At 70.8% G+C, this 19,675-nt stretch carries 18 protein-coding genes; 5 read left to right on the top strand and 13 right to left on the bottom strand.

The window, feature by feature from the left end; translation table 11 throughout:
* Positions 1–11 precede the first annotated feature (11 nt).
* The 8 genes from ACZ56V_RS05900 to ACZ56V_RS05865 form a co-directional block, all read right to left on the bottom strand.
* On the bottom strand, positions 12–1,652 hold the full coding sequence (locus ACZ56V_RS05900) for a pyridoxal phosphate-dependent aminotransferase (protein ID WP_468939629.1): 1,641 nt from the start codon (positions 1,650–1,652) through the stop codon (positions 12–14).
* Positions 1,653–1,767: 115 nt separating this feature from the next.
* A complete protein-coding gene (locus tag ACZ56V_RS05895; protein ID WP_467377869.1) occupies positions 1,768–2,916 on the bottom strand; it encodes an aldose epimerase family protein in 1,149 nt (382 codons plus the stop codon).
* A gap of 67 nt (positions 2,917–2,983) precedes the next feature.
* Positions 2,984–4,228: a multiple monosaccharide ABC transporter permease gene (gene mmsB, locus ACZ56V_RS05890; RefSeq protein WP_467377867.1), complete on the bottom strand. Its 1,245-nt coding sequence runs from the start codon at positions 4,226–4,228 to the stop codon at positions 2,984–2,986.
* Positions 4,225–5,793, bottom strand: coding sequence for a multiple monosaccharide ABC transporter ATP-binding protein (gene mmsA, locus ACZ56V_RS05885; RefSeq protein ID WP_104631006.1), 1,569 nt, complete (start codon positions 5,791–5,793; stop codon positions 4,225–4,227). The genes mmsB and mmsA overlap by 4 nt, the downstream gene beginning before the upstream one ends.
* 32 nt (positions 5,794–5,825) lie before the next feature.
* Positions 5,826–6,935 (bottom strand): multiple monosaccharide ABC transporter substrate-binding protein, encoded by a 1,110-nt coding sequence (gene chvE, locus ACZ56V_RS05880; RefSeq protein ID WP_356368513.1) that lies wholly within the window; start codon positions 6,933–6,935, stop codon positions 5,826–5,828.
* Positions 6,936–7,030: 95 nt separating this feature from the next.
* Positions 7,031–8,002, bottom strand: a complete 972-nt coding sequence (locus tag ACZ56V_RS05875; protein WP_398914194.1) for a hypothetical protein — start codon at positions 8,000–8,002, stop codon at positions 7,031–7,033.
* Positions 8,003–8,131: 129 nt separating this feature from the next.
* Complete coding sequence (locus ACZ56V_RS05870) at positions 8,132–9,148, bottom strand: zinc-dependent alcohol dehydrogenase (protein ID WP_468939624.1); 1,017 nt, start codon at positions 9,146–9,148, stop codon at positions 8,132–8,134.
* Positions 9,145–10,311: a mandelate racemase/muconate lactonizing enzyme family protein gene (locus tag ACZ56V_RS05865; RefSeq protein ID WP_356368522.1), complete on the bottom strand. Its 1,167-nt coding sequence runs from the start codon at positions 10,309–10,311 to the stop codon at positions 9,145–9,147. Before ACZ56V_RS05865 ends, ACZ56V_RS05870 begins: the two co-directional genes overlap by 4 nt.
* A gap of 214 nt (positions 10,312–10,525) precedes the next feature.
* Here ACZ56V_RS05865 and ACZ56V_RS05860 point away from each other — a divergent pair, with 214 nt between their 5' ends.
* Complete coding sequence (locus tag ACZ56V_RS05860) at positions 10,526–11,242, top strand: SCO2400 family protein (RefSeq protein WP_468939620.1); 717 nt, start codon at positions 10,526–10,528, stop codon at positions 11,240–11,242.
* A gap of 107 nt (positions 11,243–11,349) precedes the next feature.
* Here ACZ56V_RS05860 and ACZ56V_RS05855 read toward each other — a convergent pair whose 3' ends face one another.
* On the bottom strand, positions 11,350–12,981 hold the full coding sequence (locus ACZ56V_RS05855; protein ID WP_467377859.1) for an MFS transporter: 1,632 nt from the start codon (positions 12,979–12,981) through the stop codon (positions 11,350–11,352).
* A 110-nt stretch (positions 12,982–13,091) separates the two neighbouring features.
* Positions 13,092–14,093 (bottom strand): NAD(P)/FAD-dependent oxidoreductase, encoded by a 1,002-nt coding sequence (locus ACZ56V_RS05850; protein WP_468940442.1) that lies wholly within the window; start codon positions 14,091–14,093, stop codon positions 13,092–13,094.
* 218 nt (positions 14,094–14,311) lie between these two features.
* On the opposite strand from ACZ56V_RS05850, the gene ACZ56V_RS05845 reads away from it, so the two are divergent.
* Positions 14,312–14,935, top strand: coding sequence for a TetR/AcrR family transcriptional regulator (locus ACZ56V_RS05845; protein WP_467377855.1), 624 nt, complete (start codon positions 14,312–14,314; stop codon positions 14,933–14,935).
* A 96-nt stretch (positions 14,936–15,031) separates the two neighbouring features.
* Here the strand turns inward: ACZ56V_RS05845 and ACZ56V_RS05840 are convergent, their stop codons facing one another.
* Positions 15,032–15,310, bottom strand: a complete 279-nt coding sequence (locus tag ACZ56V_RS05840; RefSeq protein ID WP_468939616.1) for a hypothetical protein — start codon at positions 15,308–15,310, stop codon at positions 15,032–15,034.
* 12 nt (positions 15,311–15,322) lie between these two features.
* On the bottom strand, positions 15,323–15,778 hold the full coding sequence (locus ACZ56V_RS05835; RefSeq protein WP_467377853.1) for a MarR family winged helix-turn-helix transcriptional regulator: 456 nt from the start codon (positions 15,776–15,778) through the stop codon (positions 15,323–15,325).
* Positions 15,779–15,893: 115 nt separating this feature from the next.
* Here ACZ56V_RS05835 and ACZ56V_RS05830 point away from each other — a divergent pair, with 115 nt between their 5' ends.
* The 3 genes from ACZ56V_RS05830 (at position 15,894) to ACZ56V_RS05820 (ending at position 18,360) form a co-directional block, all read left to right on the top strand.
* A complete protein-coding gene (locus tag ACZ56V_RS05830) occupies positions 15,894–16,916 on the top strand; it encodes an NADP-dependent oxidoreductase (RefSeq protein ID WP_398914186.1) in 1,023 nt (340 codons plus the stop codon).
* A gap of 117 nt (positions 16,917–17,033) precedes the next feature.
* On the top strand, positions 17,034–17,453 hold the full coding sequence (locus ACZ56V_RS05825; protein ID WP_398914184.1) for an organic hydroperoxide resistance protein: 420 nt from the start codon (positions 17,034–17,036) through the stop codon (positions 17,451–17,453).
* Between the two features lie 82 nt (positions 17,454–17,535).
* Positions 17,536–18,360 carry an EI24 domain-containing protein gene (locus tag ACZ56V_RS05820; protein ID WP_467377848.1) on the top strand — a complete coding sequence of 275 codons (825 nt, stop codon included), beginning with the start codon at positions 17,536–17,538 and terminating at the stop codon, positions 18,358–18,360.
* Here ACZ56V_RS05820 and ACZ56V_RS05815 read toward each other — a convergent pair.
* Positions 18,332–19,618, bottom strand: coding sequence for a pyroglutamyl-peptidase I (locus tag ACZ56V_RS05815; RefSeq protein ID WP_468939609.1), 1,287 nt, complete (start codon positions 19,616–19,618; stop codon positions 18,332–18,334). The genes ACZ56V_RS05820 and ACZ56V_RS05815 overlap by 29 nt on opposite strands.
* Positions 19,619–19,675 lie beyond the last annotated feature (57 nt).

Below are 19,675 nucleotides of genomic sequence, written 5' to 3'. Positions count from 1 at the left end.
CCCGGACGGGATCAGCCCGTCTGGCCCATCCCCGCGGCGTTCGGCCAGCCCGTCGCCGGAACCGACTCCAGACCGTTGGTGCCCCGGACCTGGGCGGCGGTGAGGCCGCCGCGGGCCGGGACGCCGGGCGGGGTCGGCCCGAACGGCGGCGGGTACGCGGCGGCCGGGGCGGGCGCCGGAACCGGGGCCGGTACGGGCTGCGGGACCGGTGCCGGGTGGGGGACCGGCACCGGCCCTGGATACGGCACCGGCTGGGGGCCCGGCACCGGCTGGGGCACCGGCGGGGGGCCGGGCACGGCGGCCGCGGCCGGAGCGACCGGCACCGCGGCGGGGAGCGGCATGCCGGTGCCGGTGCCGGTGCCGGTGCCGGGGGCCGGAGCGGCGGCGAGCCCCGGGGCACCGGCACCGGCGGTCTGGGCGGTGATCGCGCGCATACCGGAGCCGTTGGTCTCGTGCATCAGGCGGTCCACCGCCGCCGTGCCCGAGCTGTAGCCGGTCCCGGTGGCCGGCCCGGGCACGGCGGCTCCCCTCCCGGCCCCGTAGAGCACCTGTTCCAGGCCGGACACCAGGCGACGCACATCCGCCTGGGGGCGCACCACGAGACGCAGGAAGCGGCTGGACGAACCGATCTTGTTGCCGCACTCACGGACCAGGACCCGGTGCTCGGTGAGCATGCGGTCGCGCACGGCGGTGCCCTCCGCGCCCACGGGAAGCCGGACGAAGAGGAAGTTGCCCTGGGAGGGGTAGACGGTCAGACCGGGCAGCGCGGACAGCTGGGCGGCCATCTCCAGACGGTCCCGGCGTACCTGGTGCAGGCTCCGCGCGTACTCGGGACCGTGGTCGCGCAGCATGAACACCACGTGCTCCGCGAAGGAGTTGAGGTTCCACTTGGGCAGCATGGCGCGCACCCGGCCCGCGAGCGCCGGGGTGGCGACCAGGTAGCCGAAGCGGACGCCGTGCAGCCCGAAGTTCTTGCCGAGACTGCGCAGCACGACGACGTTGGGGCGCAGCATCGCCTCCTGGACCACGCTGGGTTCGGCCTCCGCGTCGGCGAACTCCAGGAAGGACTCGTCGATCACCACCAGGTCCCGGTCGGCCATCGCGTCCATGAACTGCACCAGCGCCTGCTTGTGCAGATAGCCGCCGTCGGGGTTGTTGGGGTTGCAGACGACCACGGCCCGGGTGCCCCTGGCCCGGACGAACTCCGCGTACCGGGCGAGGTCGAGGGCGAAGCCGCCGGCCTCCTGGAGCGGGAACATGTCGACCCGCTTGCCGGTCTCCATGGGCTGGTCGGTCCAGCGGCCGAAGGTGGGGACGGGGACGGCGAGGGACTCCCGGACCAGCAGGTGGTCGATCCAGGTGATCAGCTCGGTGGAGCCGTTGCCCATCGCCACGCACTGCGGCGGGAGTTGGAGCAGGCTGCACAGCTCGGCGGTGATGGTGTCGGCGCTGCTCGGGTAGTACGTGACGATGTCGCGCAGCCGGCCGGCCAGCTCGTCGAACATCGCCGGGGTGGGGAAGTACGGGTTGCAGGGGATGCAGAAGTCCACCGGACCGGCGCCCGCCGCCTCGCCGCTCTCCCGCGCCAGCGCCGCCATCGAGGGGCTGTGCGCCGCGGTGCTGCGGAACAACGAGGTGACGTTGCCGGACAAGTGGACCTCCGTAAATGGGCGGCCCGCGCGGGGGCACGGGCCGCCCTTGTATACGGAGGCGGACGGGGCACCGTTCAACAGGTGTGAAGAAAGTGTGCCCGCGCCCCGCTGTCGGCTACGCGTCGAAGGAGTGCACCGTCGACGTCCGGTACGTCTCGCCGGGCCGCAGCACCGTCGACGGGAACGACGGGTGGTTCGGCGAGTCCGGGAAGTGCTGCGTCTCCAGGCACAGGGCGTCGCCCTGGCGGTAGAGGGAGCCGCCGGTGCCGGTCAGGGTGCCGTCGAGGAAGTTGCCCGAGTAGAACTGGAGCCCGGGCTGGTCGGTGGCGATGCGCAGGGTGCGGCCCGAGGCATGGTCGCGCAGGGTGGCGATGTGCTCGGGGCGGTCGGTGATGCCCTTGTCGAGCACCCAGTTGTGGTCGAAGCCCTTGGCGGTGACCAACTGCGGGTGGGCGTCCCGGATGTCCCGGCCGATCGGCTTGGCCCGGCGGAAGTCGAAGGGCGTGCCGGACACCCGCGCCAGCTCGCCCGTCGGGATCAGACCCGCGTCGGTGGGCGTGAAGCGGGAGGCGGCGATCGACAGCTCGTGGTCCTCGATCGTGCCGCTGCCCTCGCCGGCCAGGTTCCAGTAGACGTGGCTGGTGAGGTTGACGACGGTGGCCTTGTCGGTGGTGGCCTCGTAGTCGATGCGCCAGTCGCCGCGCCGGGTGAGGGTGTACGTCACCTTCGCCTTCAGCGTGCCCGGGTAGCCCATCTCGCCGTCGACGCTGGTGTAGTGGAGCACCAGGCCGGTGTCGGAGCCCTCGGCGAAGGGCTCGACGTCCCACACCCGGTAGTCGAAGCCCAGGGCGCCGCCGTGCAGGGAGTTCTCCCCGTCGTTGACGGAGAGCTGGTACTCCTTGCCGTCCAGGGTGAAGCGGCCCTTGGCGATGCGGTTGCCGTACCGCCCGATCAGGGCGCCGAAGTGCGGGCTGCGGGCGACGTAGTCGTCGAGGTTGTCGAAGCCCAGCGAGACGTTCGCGTAGCGGCCCCGGCGGTCCGGTATCTCCAGGGACTGCACGACGCCGCCGTACGACAGCACCTTCATCCGCGTGCCGCCGTTCTCCAGCGACCAGCGGTACACCTTCGTCCCGTCGGCCAGTCTGCCGAAGAGTTCCTTCACCGGTTTCCTGCCTCCCGACGCGTGCGCCGTGCCGCCGACCGCGGTGGCGGCCACACCGGCCGCGGCCGCCGACGCGATGACCGTTCGTCTGCTCAGTTCCATACGTGCGGCTCCTGTACTTCCGTGAGAAGAAGCGGGCCCCGCCGTGAGTGGCGGGGCCCGAGATCCGTTACGAACCGACCCTGCGCTTGTTCCACACGTCGAACCCGACCGCCGCCAGCAGCACCGCGCCCTTGATGACCTGCTGCCAGTCGGTGCCGATGCCGACGAGGTTCATGCCGTTGTTCAGCACACCCAGGACCAGACCGCCGATGATCGCGCCGAGGACCGTGCCCACGCCGCCGCTCATCGACGCGCCGCCGATGAACGAGGCGGCGATGGCCTCCAGCTCGAAGTTGAGGCCCGCCTTGGGCGAGGCCGCGTTGAAGCGGGCGGCGAAGACCAGACCCGCCAGGGCCGCGAGCATGCCCATGTTCAGGAAGACCAGGAAGGTGACCTTCTTGTCCTTCACGCCCGACAGCTTGGCCGCGGGCAGGTTGCCGCCGATGGCGTAGATGTGGCGGCCGATGATCGCGTTGCGCATCAGGTAGCCGAAGCCGACCACCAGCACGCCCAGAATGAGCAGCACGATCGGGGCGCCCTTGTAGCTGGCCAGCAGCAGCGTGACCACGAGGACCGCGGCGATCAGCGCGACCAGCTTGAGCAGGAACAGCTTGACCGGCGGCACGTCGAGGGAGAACTCCTGCTGCCGCTTGCGGTCGCGGACCTCCTGGTACACCACGAAGGCGACCAGGGCGAAGCCCAGCAGCAGGGTGAGGTTGTGGTAGTTGGTGTTCGGGCCGACCTCGGGGAGGAAGCCGTTGGCTATCTTCTGCAGGTCCTTCGGGAACGGGCCGAGGGTCTGGCCCTTGAGGAAGATCTCCGTCAGACCGCGGAAGAGGAGCATGCCCGCGAGGGTCACGATGAACGACGGTATGCCGAGATAGGCGATGAAGAAGCCCTGCACCGCGCCGGCGGCGGCGCCGATGGCCAGGCAGAGGATCACCGCCACCGGCCAGGACAGGTCGTGGTTGACCATCAGGACGGCCGCCGTCGCGCCGACGAAGGCGGTCAGTGAGCCCACCGACAGGTCGATGTGGCCGGCGATGATGACGAGCATCATGCCGATCGCGAGGATCAGGATGTAGCTGTTCTGCAGCACCAGGTTGGAGACGTTGCGCGGCAGCAGCAGGTCGCCGTCGGACCACACCGCGAACAGCACCACGATCAGGCCGAGGGCCATCAGCATGCCGTACTGGCGCATGTTGCGGCGCATGCCGTCGAGCATCAGCTGCAGCAGGCCGCCACCGGAGGCCGAACCCTCTCTGCCGGGCGGCGCCGGGGCCGGGGTCTTGGCGGTCACGTCCGTGCTCATCGGCTTACCTCTTCGTCCTTCCGGTCCAACTTGTCCTTCGTCATCTGCCGCATCAGCGCTTCCTGCGAGGCCTCGGCCCGCGAGAACTCACCCGTCAGCCGTCCCGCGGCCATCGTGTAGATGCGGTCGCACATGCCGAGCAGCTCCGGCAGTTCGGAGGAGATGAACACGACCGCCTTGCCCTCGGCCGCCAGGCGGTCGATGACCGTGTAGATCTCGTACTTGGCGCCCACGTCGATGCCGCGCGTGGGCTCGTCCAGGATGAGCACCTCGGGACCCGCGAAGATCCACTTGCTGAGGACGACCTTCTGCTGGTTGCCGCCGGACAGCTTGCCGACCGGCTCGAAGACGGTCGGCGCCTTGATGTTCATCGACTTGCGGTAGCCCTCGGCGACCTGCCGCTCGCCGTGCTCGTCGACCACGCCCCGCTTGGAGACCTTGCCCAGCGCGGTCAGCGAGATGTTCCGGTTGATGGTGTCGATGAGGTTGAGGCCGTAGTGCTTGCGGTCCTCGGTGACGTACGCGATCCCGTGCCCGACCGCCTCCGGGACGGTCTTGGTACGGATCTCCTTGCCGTCCCTGAGCACCGTGCCGGCCGCGTGCCGGCCGTAGGTGCGGCCGAAGACGCTCATCGCCAGCTCGGTGCGGCCGGCGCCCATGAGTCCGGCGATGCCGACGATCTCGCCGCGCCGCACCTCGATCGAGACGTCGTCGACGACCTTGCGCTGCTGGTCGATGGGGTGGTGCACGGTCCAGTTGCGGATCTCCAGGGCCGGCGCCGTGCCCTCCTCGGGCTGGTGCGGGGTCCGGTCCGGGAAGCGGTTCTCCAGGTCGCGGCCGACCATGCCGCTGATGATCCGGTCCTCGGTCGTCTCCGCCGCCTTCACGTCGAGCGTCTCGATGGAGCGCCCGTCGCGGATGATGGTGACCGAGTCGGCGACCCGGCGGATCTCGTTGAGCTTGTGCGAGATGATGATCGAGGTCATGCCCTGTTCCTTCAACTGAAGGATCAGGTCGAGGAGTTTGCCGCTGTCCTCGTCGTTGAGCGCCGCCGTCGGCTCGTCGAGGATGAGCAGCTTCACCTTCTTCGACAGCGCCTTGGCGATCTCCACCAGCTGCTGCTTGCCCACGCCGATGTCGGCGACGCGGGTCTCGGGGTGCTCGTCGAGACCGACCCGGCGCAGCAGCTCGGTGGCGTGCTTGAGGGTGTCGTTCCAGTTGATCAGCCCGCGCTTGGCGTGCTCGTTGCCGAGGAAGATGTTCTCCGCGATCGACAGGTACGGCACCAGCGCCAGCTCCTGGTGGATGATCACGATGCCGTGCTGTTCGCTCGCCCGGATGTCCTTGAACCGGCAGGTCTCGCCCTCGAAGAGGACCTCACCCTCGTAACTGCCGTGCGGATGGACGCCGGAGAGCACCTTCATCAGGGTCGACTTGCCGGCGCCGTTCTCCCCGCAGATGGCGTGGACCTCGCCCTGGCGAACGGTCAGCGTGACGTCCGACAGCGCTTTGACACCGGGAAAGGTCTTGACGATCGAGCGCATTTCCAGGACGGGTCCCGCCATGGTCGTGCCTTCCAATCCTTGGTGGGGCCCGGTCAGTTGAGCTGGCCGGCGGTGTAGTAGCCGCCGTCGACCAGGATCTTCTCGTAGTTGGACTTGTCGACGCTGACCGGCTGCAGCAGGTAGGCCGGGACGACCTTGGAGCCGTTGTCGTACGACTTGGTGTCGTTGACCTCGGGCTTCTTGTCGTTCAGGACCGCGTCGACCATGTTCGCGGCGACCTTGGCGAGCTCGCGCAGGTCCTTGAAGACGGTCTGGGTCTGCTGGCCCGCCTTGATCGACTTCACCGAGGCGATCTCGGCGTCCTGGCCGGTGACGACCGGCATGGCCTTGCTGCCGGAGCCGTAGCCGTCCGACTTCAGGGCGGACAGGATGCCGATGGAGATGCCGTCGTAGGGCGAGAGCACCGCGTCGACCCGGGTGCTGCGGTAGCTGGAGGTGAGCAGGTCGTCCATGCGCTTCTGCGCGGTGCCGCCGTCCCAGCGCAGGGTGGTGACCTGGTTGAGCGCGGTCTGCTTGGAGCGGACGACCAGCTGGCCCTTGTCCATGTACGGCTTCAGGACCTTCATGGCGCCGTTGAAGAAGTACTTGGTGTTGTTGTCGTCGTTGGAGCCGGCGAACAGCTCGATGTTGAAGGGGCCCTTCTTGCCCGCCTTCAGGCCCAGCTTGTCGACGATGTAGCCGCCCTGGAGCTCGCCGACCTTCTCGTTGTCGAACGAGGCGTAGTAGTCGACGTTCTCGGTGCCGAGGATCAGCCGGTCGTAGGAGATGACGGGGATGTCGGCGTCCTTGGCCTGCTGCATGACGTTGCCGAGGGACTTGTTGTCGATCGCGGCGACGATCAGCGCGTCCACACCCTGCGTGATCATGTTCTCGATCTGCGAGACCTGCTGGTCCGGGTCGTCCTCGCCGTAGACGAGCTTGGTCTTGAGCCCCTTGGCCTTCAGTTCCTTCTCGACGTTGGCGCCGTCGGTGATCCAGCGCTCGGAGGACTTGGTCGGCATCGCGATGCCCACGGTGGCGCCTTCGCTGCCTGACTTGTTGTCCTCGCTGCCGCCCTCGCTGTTCTGGCCGCAGGCGGTCAGCGTGAGGGCGAGGGAGGCGGCGGAGGCTATCGCGGCGAGTGCGGCTCTGCGGTTGCGCATGGTCATCATCCTTGATGTGAGGACTGGGTCGGCGAGGCAGGTGTGTGGGATTGTGCGCGGTCGTGTCGTCTTTTGTGAAGGGAGTTTCCGGAACGTTATGACGAGATCTCGAACCGGTTGAGCGTCCCCGGCAACCGGGTGCCGAGCGGCGCCATGTCCCCGTCCGCCCCGTGCCGGGCGAGCAGGTCCAGGGCGAGCCGTCCGCGCCGCACCCGCTCCTTCGCGGTGGCCAGTGTCAGTTCCCGCAGGTGGTGGCCGTACGGATAGATCCCGGGCGCCTTGGACAGGCCGAACTTCAGGTACAGCGGGGCGCCGCGCCGGATCAGCTCGGCGACCTCGTACATGCGCACATAGCCGCCGAGGTCGTCGGGAGCCTCGATGTACATGTCCATCGGCGCGGCCGAAACCCGCCGTATTTCGGTCAGGTGATCCAACGTCAGGTCGCTCGGCACGTTGATGGAGTCGGCGCCGAGCCGCTCGTACACCGCGTACGAGGCCGGGTTGACCGGCCCGACGAGCGCCGAGAGCTTCAGCGTGGTGTCGGCGGGGAGGATGCCGGCGCCGCGGGCCCGGTGCAGCGTCCACAGCACGCCCTCGTCGGCGACGAGCAGGCACTTGACGCCCAACTCGGTGGCGCGTACGGCGTCTTCGACGCATCCGGCGACCGCGGCGTGGCCGCGTGCGCGCAGGCCCGCGCCGCCCGAGTCGGTCCGGGTGGAGCCGCCGATGTCCCAGGTGCCGCGCGGGCCGGTGAACAGGCAGAGCTCGATGTCGCGTTCGGCGGTGGCCTCGACCATCTCGGTGATCTCGGCGTCGGTCAGCATCCACACGCCGCTGCCCTGGCTGATCCGGTGGATCGGCACGTCCAGGCGGGAGGACTCCTTGAGCACCACCCCCAGCGCCTCCGGTCCCTCGCAGGAGGGGATCTCGGTGCGCCAGCGGCCACCGCCAGGGAAGGAGTGCGGCGAGGCGTCGGCGGGATCGGGGGCGGGCGCGGCCAGGCCGAGGGCGGTGAGGGCCTGCTCACCGGGCCTGCGTGCGGCGGCCGTGGCGGAAGCGTCGGTCACAAGCGTTCCTTAGTGTTCGATATGTCGGACGAAGTTCGCGGCCGTGGGTGGCGTGGGCGCGCGACGTCCCCTCCGGTGGGTGTACGCCGGTGCGGAGGCCGTCAGGTCGCCCCCGCACCGGCGTACGGCTCAGGGGTGGGCGTCCGGGCGCAGCAGCACCTTGCCGACCTTCGGATCGCCGGAACCCACCAGCTCGATGGCCTCCGAGAACTCGGCGAGCGGCAGTTCGTGCGTCACCAGCGGCCGCGGATCGAGCAGACCGGCCGCGAAGACCCGCACCGTGTGCGCCCAGGCGTCCGGCGGCGCCCCGAAGACCGTGTGCACCTCCAGCTGCCGTACGACCAGGTCGGTCGGGTCGAGGCCGTCGGCGCCCGGCGCCGGGATGCCGGTCAGCACCAGCCGCCCGCCCCGGCGCAGCAGCGCGGCGGCGGTGCGGGCGGCGTCCGCGGACCCGGCGGTCTCGATCACGACGTCGAAATCGTCCGGGAGCGGCCGGTCCTTGGTGCGGAAGTCGGTCGCGCCGAACTGCCGCGACAGCGCCTCCCGGTCGCCGCGCGTACCGACGACCAGCAGCTCGGCCGGGGAGGCGGCCCGCAGGAACTGCACGGCGAACATGCCGAGCGTGCCCGTGCCGACCACGGCGACCCGCTCGCCGGGCCGGGCGTTCGCCTTCAGCGCGGCGGCGGCGATGCAGGCCGCGGGCTCCAGCAGGGCCGCGCCGGTGAGGTCGGCGTCCTCGGGCAGGACGTGCAGCAGCCGGGCGGGCAGCGTCAGCGTCGGCGCCATGGCGCCCGGCTGGGTGAACCCGGTCTCCTCGTAACCGGCCGTGCACAGCGTCGTCTCGCCCGCGTGACAGCGGTCGCACACCTGGCAGTTGCGGAAGCCCTCGCCCACGACCTTCCGGCCCACGAGTGAGCCCGGCACCCCGGCGCCGACCCGCTCCACGGTCCCGGACCACTCGTGTCCGGGGGTGAGCGGGTAACGCACGTACCCCTCGGGCCGGTTGCCCTGGTAGACCTCCCGGTCGCTGCCGCAGATCCCGGCGGCGTGCACCCGCACCAGCGCCTCGCCGGCACCCGGTTCGCGCGGCTCGTGCGGCACGAGCCGGTGCTCGCCCGGCGCCTCGACGACGACCGCGTCGCTCATGCCCCGGTCCCCTTGGGGGCGCGCTTCTCCCAGCCCTCGGCCCACAGGTCGAACCGCGCCTGCTGCTGCGGGAACTCGGCCGCCGCGTCGGTGTCCAGCTCCACCCCGAGACCGGGCGCGTCGGACAGGTGGAAGCACCCGTCCTCCGGGTCCACCTGGGGCGCACCCTTCACGACCTTCTTGATCTCCGCGTCCGCGAAGTCGTTGAAGTGCTCCAGGATCTTGAAGTTCGGCGAGGTGAACCCGACCTGGAGGGAGGCCGCGGTGAGCACGGACCCGCCGACGTTGTGCGGGGCGACCAGCGTGTAGTGCGTCTCGGCGGTCGCGGCCAGCTTCCGGGTCTCCCAGATGCCGCCGATGTGACCGACGTCGGGCTGGATGACGTCCACCGACTGGTCCTCGAACAGCTCGCGGAACTCGATCCGGTCGTGGATGCGCTCACCGGTGGCGACCGGGATCTCGACCTTCTCGGCGACCTTCTTCAACGCCCTGAGGTTCTCCGGCGGGACCGGCTCCTCCAGCCAGGCCGGCTTGAACGGCGCGAGTTCACGCGCGAGCCGGACGGCCGTGGAGGGCGAGAAGCGGCCGTGCATCTCCAGCATCAGCTCGGCGTCGGGCCCGATGGCGTCCCGTACGGCCTCGATCAGCGACACCGCGTAGTTCGTCTGCTGCTGGTCCAGCTCGAAGTGCCCGGTGCCGAACGGGTCGATCTTCAGCGCCCGGTAGCCGCGCTCCATGACCCCCTGCGCGGCCTTGTGGTACGCCTCCGGCGTCCGCTCGGTGGTGTACCACCCGTTGGCGTACGCCTTGACCTTGTCGGTGACCTTCCCGCCCAGCAGCTGCCACACGGGGACGCCGAGCGCCTTGCCCTTGATGTCCCAGCACGCCATCTCGACGACCGCGATGCCGGACATCACGATCTCGCCCGCACGGCCGTAGTCGCCGTACTTCATGCGGCGGACCAGGTCCTCGACAGCGAACGGGTCGGAGCCGAGAATGTGGTTGGCCTCGGCCTCCTTCAGGTAGCCGAGGAGCGCGTCGGTGTGCCCCAGCATCCGGGTCTCGCCGACTCCGGTGATGCCCTCGTCGGTGTGCACCTGGACGTAGGTCAGGTTGCGCCACGGCGTCCCGACCACGTGTGTGCTGATTCCGGTGATGCGCACGGCGGCTGCCCTTCACTCTGTTCGATATTTCGTCACTCGTTCGAAATGCTGGCGTGACAGTAAGGACGGGGTGCTCGGAGTGTCAATGGGTCGGACACATAACGGTTTCGGCAGTTTCGAAAACGGGGGAGAGGCCGCCTCGCGTGCTTTCCCACACAACCTTCACAGTGGCCTCTAGGAACGCACCCTTCCCGGAACTTAACCTTCCCGCGTCATGGACTACTGCCACCCGTGCCGACGGCACCTCAACGGCGCCCTCGCCTGCCCGGGGTGCGGCACGCCCGCCCAGGAACTCGGCGCCTCCGACACTCACCTGACGGTGGGTGAGGAGACCCCGCCGCGGCTCGATGGCGAGGCAGCGGCCGACGAGAGCCCCGAAGGCGGCACGGGCGACGCCCCACCCGGCGCCCGGTCCAGCCGCCGTGACCGCAAGGCCGCCGCACACCGCAGGCGCCGCCGCCGGACCCTGCTCATCGCCGCGGGCTTCGTCCTGGCCGCCGGCGGACTGAGCCTCGCCGAACTCGGCATGGACGCCCCGCACTCCCCGGACAAGCCGGCCGCGGCGGGCGGCGAGACCACGGACGGCGAGGCGACGAAAGAGGTGGGGGAGGCGTCGGCGGTCCCGGTCGACGCCCCCTCGGGAACGACCACGGCCTCGGGCTCCCCGTCCACCTCCGCATCGGCGTCGGCAACGGGGTCGGCGTCCCCTTCGTCCTCCCCGGAGACGACGGACTCCGAGACGGCGACCGACTCCGCTCCTCCGTCAGCCTCCCGCCCCCCGTCCCCGGACCCCACCCGCCCCTCGGACCCGGACCCGTCGTCCCCCGAGTCCGGCGACGACCCGCCCCCGGCGACGACCCCCACCCCGCCGCAGTCCCCGGACCCGACCCCGACGGAAACCTGCGACCGCTTCCTGTGGTGGTGCACGTAGGAGCTGCGCCTGCTCCTTCGGCGGCGCTGCCCGCCCCCCTTTGGGGTGGTTGCCGGTACTCCTGTCCGGGGCGTCCCCGGCGATCCAGGGGACGCCCCACCGGCGGTCTAGCGGGTGGCCCCGGTGTGCTCCCGCTCAGGCGCCGCCTCGCTAGCCGTCGTCGCGGCCCCCGGCTCGGCGCTCTGCTTCGCGAACCCGCGCCGGCCCGGCAGGACCGCGAGGACGATCAGTGTTCCGGCGGCCATGACGATCCCGCCGATGAGGCTGGTCTGGGCGACTCCGTGGGCGAAGGCCTGGTGAACGGCGTCCACGGCGGCCTGGGCCTGTTGGGGCCCGGCGGAGGGATCCTGCGCGACCCGCTCCGCGACGGCCAGGCCGGCGCCGACCGAGTCCTTGGCGGTCTCCATCGCCTCCGCCGGGAGTCGGTTGCCGACCAGGTCGGTCAGCTCGTCCCGGTAGGCCGTGCCCAGCAGCGAGCCCAGCACCGCGATGCCCAGCGCCCCGCCCAGCTCCAACGCGGTGTCGTTGACACCGCCGCCGACGCCCAGCTCGGACTCGGGGAAGGAGCCCATGATCGTGTCGGTCGCCGGGGAGATGGCCAGTCCGAGCGCGAGGCCCAGCATCATCAGCGGCGCCAGGAAGTCCCCGTATGTCGACCCCTTGTCGATCTGGGTGAGCAGGAACATGCCCGCCGTGCCGATGGCCAGGCCGGTCACGGCCATCACCCTCACCCCCAGCTTCGGGGCGAGCACTCCGGTCACCGCTGACCCGAGGAACACCGCACCGCCCAGCGGCAGCAGCCGTACACCCGTGTCCAGGGCGCCGTAGCCGAGGACGAACTGCAGGAACTGCGTCGCGTAGTAGATCACGGCGAACATGCCGAAGAAGAAGAACATCACCGCGAGCATCGAGCCGCTGAAGGGCCGCAGCGCGAACTTCCGGACGTCGAGCATCGGGTGCGGGTGCCGCAGCTCCCAGGCGACGAAGGCGAGCAGACCGACACCGGCGACCACGGCGGCGGTGATGGGGCCGGCGCCCCAGCCGGAGTGCGGGCCCTCGATGGCGGCGTAGATCAGGGAGCCGACCGTGACGATCGACAGCAGACCACCGACGTAGTCGATCCGGCCCATGCCCTCCGCCTTGGACGGCGGTACCAGGGCGAGCGCGCCGAACACGGCGAGGACGGCGATCGGCACGTTGATCAGGAAGGTCGAGCCCCAGGCGTGGTCCTCGAGCAGCCAGCCGGAGACCAGCGGGCCGACGGCTACCGCCACCCCGGAGGTCGCGGCCCAGGCGGTGATGGCCTTGGCCCGCTCGCTCCGGGGGAAGGTCGCGACCACCAGGGACAGCGTGGCCGGCATCACGACCGCGGCACCGACACCCATGATCGCGCGGGCCACGATGACCAGTGAGGTCTCGTCGACCATGCTCCCCATCACCGAACCGCCGGCGAAGATCAGCAGACCAAGGACCAGCGCGCCGCGCCGGCTGTACTTGTCGCCGATCGCGCCAAGGACCAGCATCAGCGCCGCGTACGGAACGGTGTAGCTGTCGACGACCCACTGCAGATCACTGCTGCTCAGGCCCAGGTCGGTGGTCATGTCGGGGGCCGCGACGATCAGCGACGTGTTCGCCATCACCGTGATCAGCAGGCTCAGGCACAGCACGAGGAGCGCCCACCAGCGCCGCGCATACGGCCCGGCTATCTTCTCCACGGGGGTGTTCGCAAGGAAGGGCATCAGTAGCTCCTGAGAGGGACGGGGCGGACGAGCGGAATCACTTGATTGCTCGTGAGGGGAGCGGGCGACGGGCTGAGATCTCAGGGCTTCGAGATCACCCTGTGGCCCCTTTAGGGCTTCCCCCCGGTGATCCTCTGGAGGGCCGCGTCGGTGTCCGCGGTGACCAGCATCCTGTTGATGTAGTCACCGGCCAGTGCGCCGGCCGCCGCGGAGGCCCCGACCTGGGCGACCGGATCGGTGGCGTTGCCGGCCACCCACACACCCGGCACCTCGGTGGCACCGGCCATGCCGGAGGCGAAACCGCGGCCCGTCGGCAGGTCCTGCACCGGCAGGCCCAGGCCTTCCAGGCCCTGGGTGCGGGCCTGCATCTGCGGGGTGACCGCGAGGACGCGGCGGGCCACGACCTGGCCGTCGGCCAGGCGCACCCCGGCGAGGGCATCGTCCTCGTCGTTGACGACCTCGGCGACCGGGGTGTCGATGACGCGGATGCCGCGGGCGGCGAAGCGGGCGCGGCTGTCCTCGTCCAGGTCGGTGCCGTGGGTGAAGTAGGTCAGGTCCTCGGTCAGCTGACGGAATAGAAACGCGTGGCCGATGGAGGCGGGGCCGGTGGCGAGGACGCCGATGGGCTCGTCGCGCACCTCCCAGCCGTGGCAGTACGGGCAGTGCACCACACTGTGCCCCCAGTGCTCGGCGAGTCCGGGCACCTCCGGCAGCACATCCGTGAGGCCGGTGGCCACCAGGATGCGGCGGGCGGTGATGCCGCGGCCGTCGGCCAGGGTGACGGTGAACCGCAGGTCCCCGTCCGCCGACGGGGCGGCGGACTCGGCCGAGACCACCTCGCCGGACACGACGCGTCCGCCGTACTGGCGCACCTGCTCCCGGCCCCGTCGAAGGATCTCGAACGGCGGGGTGCCGTCCAGGACGATGAAGCCGTGCATGGCCTCCGCGGGCGCGTTGCGCGGGGAGCCGCTGTCGATCACGACGACCGAGCGGCGGGAGCGGGCGAGCATCAGCGCACCGTTCAGCCCCGCGGCGCCCCCGCCGATCACCACCACGTCGACGGTCCCTTCGTCCAGTGCGTCGCTCGCGTACGCAGGAGTCGCCACAGCCATGGCCTCCTGCCTTTCCTTGTCAGTCATGGTCCGGTCAGCCCTTCGAGTTCTGGGTGGTGGGTGCGGGGTCAGCTGTTCAGAAAGCCCGGAATGTGGTCGGCGACCGTCATGGATGTTCGAGGTGCGCAGCTCAGGATGGTTTTTTACTGAACAGTACGAAACCTAGATAGTTCTGTACTGAGTTGTCAATTATGGCGAGTCGGCTTTACCTTCTATGTATGGCGAGACCGCGAAGCTTCGACCCTGCCCACGTCCTCCATGCCGCCGAGCGGCAGTTCCGCACCTCGGGCTACAACGGCACGAGCGTCGACGACATCAGCGCCGCCACCGGCCTGGGCCGCGGCAGCCTCTACGCCGCGTTCGACGGCAAGCACGGCGTGCTGCTGCAGGCGATGGCCGGTTACTTCGCCCGGCTGGGGCAGTTTGCGCCGCAGGCGCTCGCCGGACCGGACGAGGGCGCCCTGGAACGACTGCACGCGTACTTGCTCCGCGCCGTCCACGGGGTGCCACTCGCCGCCGACGTGCCACCCGCCCCCGACCGGGCAGCGGCGGCCTGCTTCGCCGCCAAGATGGCCCTGGAGATCGGCGCCTCCGACGCCGAGGTGAAACGCCTGGCCGGCGACTGCTTCTCCGTGGTCGCGACAGCGGTGGCCGAGTGTGTGCGAGCGGCGCAGCGCAACGGCGACATAGACCCCGACGCGGATCCCGACGACCTTGCGTACCTTCTGCTGACCATCGTCCGCGGGACCGATGTCGTAGGCGCGTACGGCCACAGCCCCGCCCGCCTGACCTCGATTGCGGAGAGCGCGTTCGCCTTGCTGCCTCGCCCGCGTCACCGCTGAGCAGGTCACGGCCGGCCTCGTTGCACAAGCATCTGATCCGGTCTGGCCCACTTCTTGGGCGTGAGGCGGTTCCATGGATGCCGCTCCCCAAAATGATTACCAGGACTCGCTCGCCGACCGTCTGACCAGGACCGGTACCGCGTTCGAGGGCAACGCGGCCGGCGTCGTGACCGCCTCGGGCGTCAGGTGACGCCGGCCGGGAGGCTCCGGACGGGGCTGCGACGGGGTGCTGTTGTCGGTGCGCTGCTCCAGCTCGGCGGGGAGTTCGCGGATGGCCTGGGCAGGGACACTGACGCGCTCGCGAAGCCGCTCGTTGTCCTCCCGCAGGGCGGTGAAGGCCGGGCACCTCTGCGAGTTGCAGTACGAGTTCGCCATGAGGTGAGGGGGTCAGTCCTCCGGCGAGCCCTCCCCGACCATCAACCGCAGCGCGTCCCGCAGCGCCACCCGCTCGCCCTCCGACAGTCCGGCCAGCGGCTCCCGGGCGAAGCGCAGGGACTCCCGCAGCCCCCGGGCCACCCGGCGGCCCTCCTCCGTGGCGGCCGCGACCTTCACCCGCCGGTCGCCGGGGTCGGGCCGCCGCTCGACCAGCCCCCGCGCCTCCAGCCGGTCCACGATCCCCGTGACGTTCGACGGTTCGCACTTCAGCTTCTGGGCCAGCTTCCGCATCGGCAGCGGCTCCAGCGACAGCAGGCTCAGCAGCTTGGCCTGCGCCCCGGTCAGGGCGCGCTCCGCCGCCGCCTCCTCGTAGTCCGCGTGGAAGCGGGCCACGACCTCGCCGATCAGCTCGACGACTTCGAGGGTGAGAGCGTCGGGTCGGCGCGTGGTGTCGCGTGGTGTGGCCATGGAATCCAGGGTACCCATTTGTTTGACAACCTGAAATGTTCAGCCGCATGGTTGTTTCAGAGCCTGAAACATTCTCGGCAGGCAGACCCCGAGCAAGCCCCAGGAAAGGTGCCCCATGACCGACTCCCCCGCCCTCCCCGCCGTCAACCGCGAATGGCACCTGGTCACCCGCCCGGTCGGCTGGCCCAAGCCCGAGGACTTCGCGCTGGTCGAGGCGGAGGTCCCCACCCCGGGTGACGGGCAGGTGCTGGTGCGCAACCTGTACGTCTCCGTCGACCCCTACATGCGCGGGCGCATGAGCGCCGCCAAGTCCTACGCCGCCCCCTACGAGCTGGGCAAGCCCATGCTGGGCGGCGCGGTCGGCGAGGTCGTCGCCTCCCACGCGGAGGGCATCGCCGTCGGCGACCACGTCCTGCACTTCTTCGGCTGGCGCGAGTACGCCGTCGTGGACGCCAAGAACGCCGTCAAGGTGGACCCGGACGCGGCGCCGCTGTCGACGTACCTGGGCGTGCTCGGCATGACGGGGCTCACCGCCTACGCCGGTCTGCTGCGCACGGCCGCCTTCAAGGAGGGCGACTCCGTCTTCGTCTCGGGCGCCGCGGGTGCCGTCGGCAGCCAGGTGGGCCAGATCGCCAGGCTCAAGGGGGCCTCGCGGGTGATCGGCTCGGCCGGCTCGGACGAGAAGGTCAAGCTGCTCCTCGACGAGTACGGCTTCGACGCCGCGTTCAACTACAAGAACGGCCCGGTGAGCGAGCAGCTGCGGGCCGCCGCCCCGGACGGCGTCGACGTCTACTTCGACAACGTGGGCGGCGACCACCTGGAGGCGGCCATCGGCTCCCTCAACCTGAACGGCCGCATCGCCATCTGCGGCGCGATCTCCGTCTACAACAACACCGAGCCCGCGCCCGGCCCGAAGAACCTCGCCCGCCTCATCCAGACCCGCGGCCGCATCGAGGGCTTCCTGGTCGGCGACCACTACGACCTCCAGCCGCAGTTCGTCGAGGAGGTCGGCCCCTGGGTCCGCGACGGTGAGCTGAAGTACCGCGAGACGGTCGTCGAGGGCATCGAGAACAACCTGGAGGCGTTCCTCGGGGTCCTGCGCGGCGACAACACCGGAAAGATGATCGTCAAGCTCTGACCCGTCGGCGAGGGCGGGAGCGGACTTCACTGGACTTCCGGCATGCGGTAGCGTCATTCCGAAATCCGTCGTGATCGTGGGCGCGAGTCACGGCGGACCGAGGAGGAAGACACCCGTATGCCCATCCAGCAGTCCGAAGTCCTCTACACCGCCGTCGCCACCGCCGAGAACGGCCGCGACGGCCGGGTGGCCACCGACGACGGCAAGCTCGACGTCGTCGTGAACCCGCCGAAGGAGATGGGCGGCAACGGCGCCGGCACCAACCCGGAGCAGCTGTTCGCCGCCGGGTACAGCGCCTGCTTCCAGGGCGCGCTCGCCGTCGTGGCCCGCCAGGAGGGTGCCGACATCACCGGTTCGACCGTGACCGCGAAGGTCGGGATCGGCAAGAACGACGACGGCTTCGGGATCATCGTCGAGATCTCCGCCGAGATCCCGTCGGTCGACGCCGCCACCGCGCGGTCGCTGGTGGAGAAGGCCCACCAGGTCTGCCCGTACTCGAAGGCGACCCGCGGCAACATCACCGTCACGCTCGTCTGACGGGGAACGGGGCCCGGACCGGGAGCAGGTCCGGGGTCAGGACCGGAAACGGTCCGGCGCGCCGACCGGTAGAGTGCCGCCCATGCGTGATCTTGGGGCGGGGTTCGGCCACCTTCTGAAGGGCCAGCGGTGGGTGGCCCGGCACGGCCGGAGCTACGGCTTCGGACTCGTCCCGGGCCTGATCACCCTGGTCCTGTACGTGGGCGTGCTGGTCGCGCTCGCGCTGTGGGGCGAGGACTTCGTCGGCTGGGCGACCCCCTTCGCCGACGACTGGTCGAGCCCCTGGCTCGGGCTCTTCCGCGGCTTTCTCACCGCCGTGCTCTTCGCCCTGGCCCTGCTCCTGGCCGTGCTCACCTTCACCGCGGTCACCCTGCTGGTCGGCCAGCCCTTCTACGAGGCCCTCTCCGAGCGGGTCGACCGGGACGTCTCCCCGGACGGCACCGCTCCCGAGTCCGGCCTGCCGCTCTGGCGCGAGCTGTGGATCTCCGGCCGCGACAGCCTGCGGATCCTGGTCCGCGCCGCGGTCTGGGGCGTGCTGCTCTTCGCGCTGGGGTTCATCCCGGTCGTCGGCCAGACCGTGGTCCCGGTGGTCGGCTTCTTCGTCACCGGCTTCTTCCTCACCGAGGAGCTGGCCGCCGTAGCCCTCCAGCGCCGCGGGGTCGAACTGCGCGAACGCCTCGCCCTGCTGCGCTCCCGCAGGATGCTGGTCTGGGGCTTCGGCACCCCGCTGGGCGTGTCCTTCCTGGTGCCGTTCGTCGCCGTGTTCCTGATGCCGGGCGCGGTCGCGGGCGCCACGCTCCTCGCCCGGGAACTGCTGGGCGAGGAGACCCACGACGGCGCCGACGACCGCTCCGAGCCCGGCCCCGCCGACCCGGCGGTCAGCCCCGGTCGGGCCCCGGGGCACTGACCGCCACGGCCACGATCGCCCGCGTCTGCGCCACGATGTCCAGCCGGTTGCGCACGAACTCCGGGTCGGTGACCGACCCCGTCGCCGGATCGGTGTTCCCGGCCCCGAACTGAAGCACCGGTGTGTGCACGTGCCCGCCCGGCAGCGTGCCGTGCAGCCCGAGCCGGTCCCGCAGCAGCGTCACGCGGTAGGCGATCTCGTTGGAGAGGTAGTTCCCGCCGCCGCCCTCCCGGGCCGTCGACCCGGGCGTGGGCCCGTCGGGCCGTACGACCGCCTCGGAGCCTCCCGCCGGGATCTCCGTCACGCTCGTGTTGTCGTACACGGGGAAGCGGCCGGTGTCCGCGGCCGTGATCGCCGCGTACGGCAGCGTGGTCGTCGTCCACTGCGGCTGCGAGGCCGGGTCGGCCACCGGGACCGTCTCCGTGCGGGAGACGTTGTCGTTGTCCGGGAAGCCGCCCCGCCAGGCTCCGTTTGTCCGCTCCACGTCGAACCGCCCGACCCGGCCCTGGCTCACGGTGGTGAACAGGTCCGCCCGCGGCAGGTACGGCCGCAGCGCCCGCTCCACCGCCCCCTCGGCGAAGTCCCGCCAGCGCACCGGGAACACGGCCGTCTCCACCCGGGCGGGACCGTCCGGGGTGTCGATCACCGTGCCGTCCAGGGCCAGCGCCGCGGCGCCGGACGGGTTGGAGATCCGGATGTCCCGGTCCAGGGTGAACGGGTCGAAGCCGGTGAGCAGCACCCGCTTCACGCCCTTGCCGTGTCCGCCGCGCGGCAGCCGGAGGTCGCTCTGGCCGCGCGAGGCGCGCTCCAGCTCCGTCAGCAGCGCGGCCCGCTGCCGCTCGCCCAGCGTGAACCCGGGCTCCCAGGTGCGCAGTTCCCGCGTCATACCGAGCCGCGCCCAGTACAGCGGCCGGTCGTCGTCGCGGCTGAGGTCCCCGCGGGCCGTCCCGCGGCCCTGTACCCGGTCCACCGCCCGCCGCCACAGCGCCGCGCCCTGGTGCGCCACGACGGCACGCGCCTCGCGGTAGGAGTCCGCGCGCCCGAGCCCCCGGGCGAACGCCGGTGCCACCGCGGCGAATCCGGAGCGCCGCAGGATCTCCCGGGGCACGTCCCCGTCGAGCCGCCGCTCCTCGACGGTCGGTGCGGGGGCGGAGCCCGCCCAGGGTGCCGCCCCGGCCGCCGTCGCCGTCGTGGGGGCCGCGAGTCCCGCCACCAGGGCCAGTCCGAGTACGCCGATCCGAACACGTAGGGGTGACAAGGGAGTCCAGGTCCTTCCGTCGCCGTGGGGTGCTGCCGGAACGGCGGCAGTATCGCG

This window comes from Streptomyces sp. NPDC034099, from assembly GCF_055575415.1.
The sequence above is the reverse complement of the archived record's forward strand: the minus strand, read 5'-3'. Positions and strand labels throughout refer to the sequence as shown.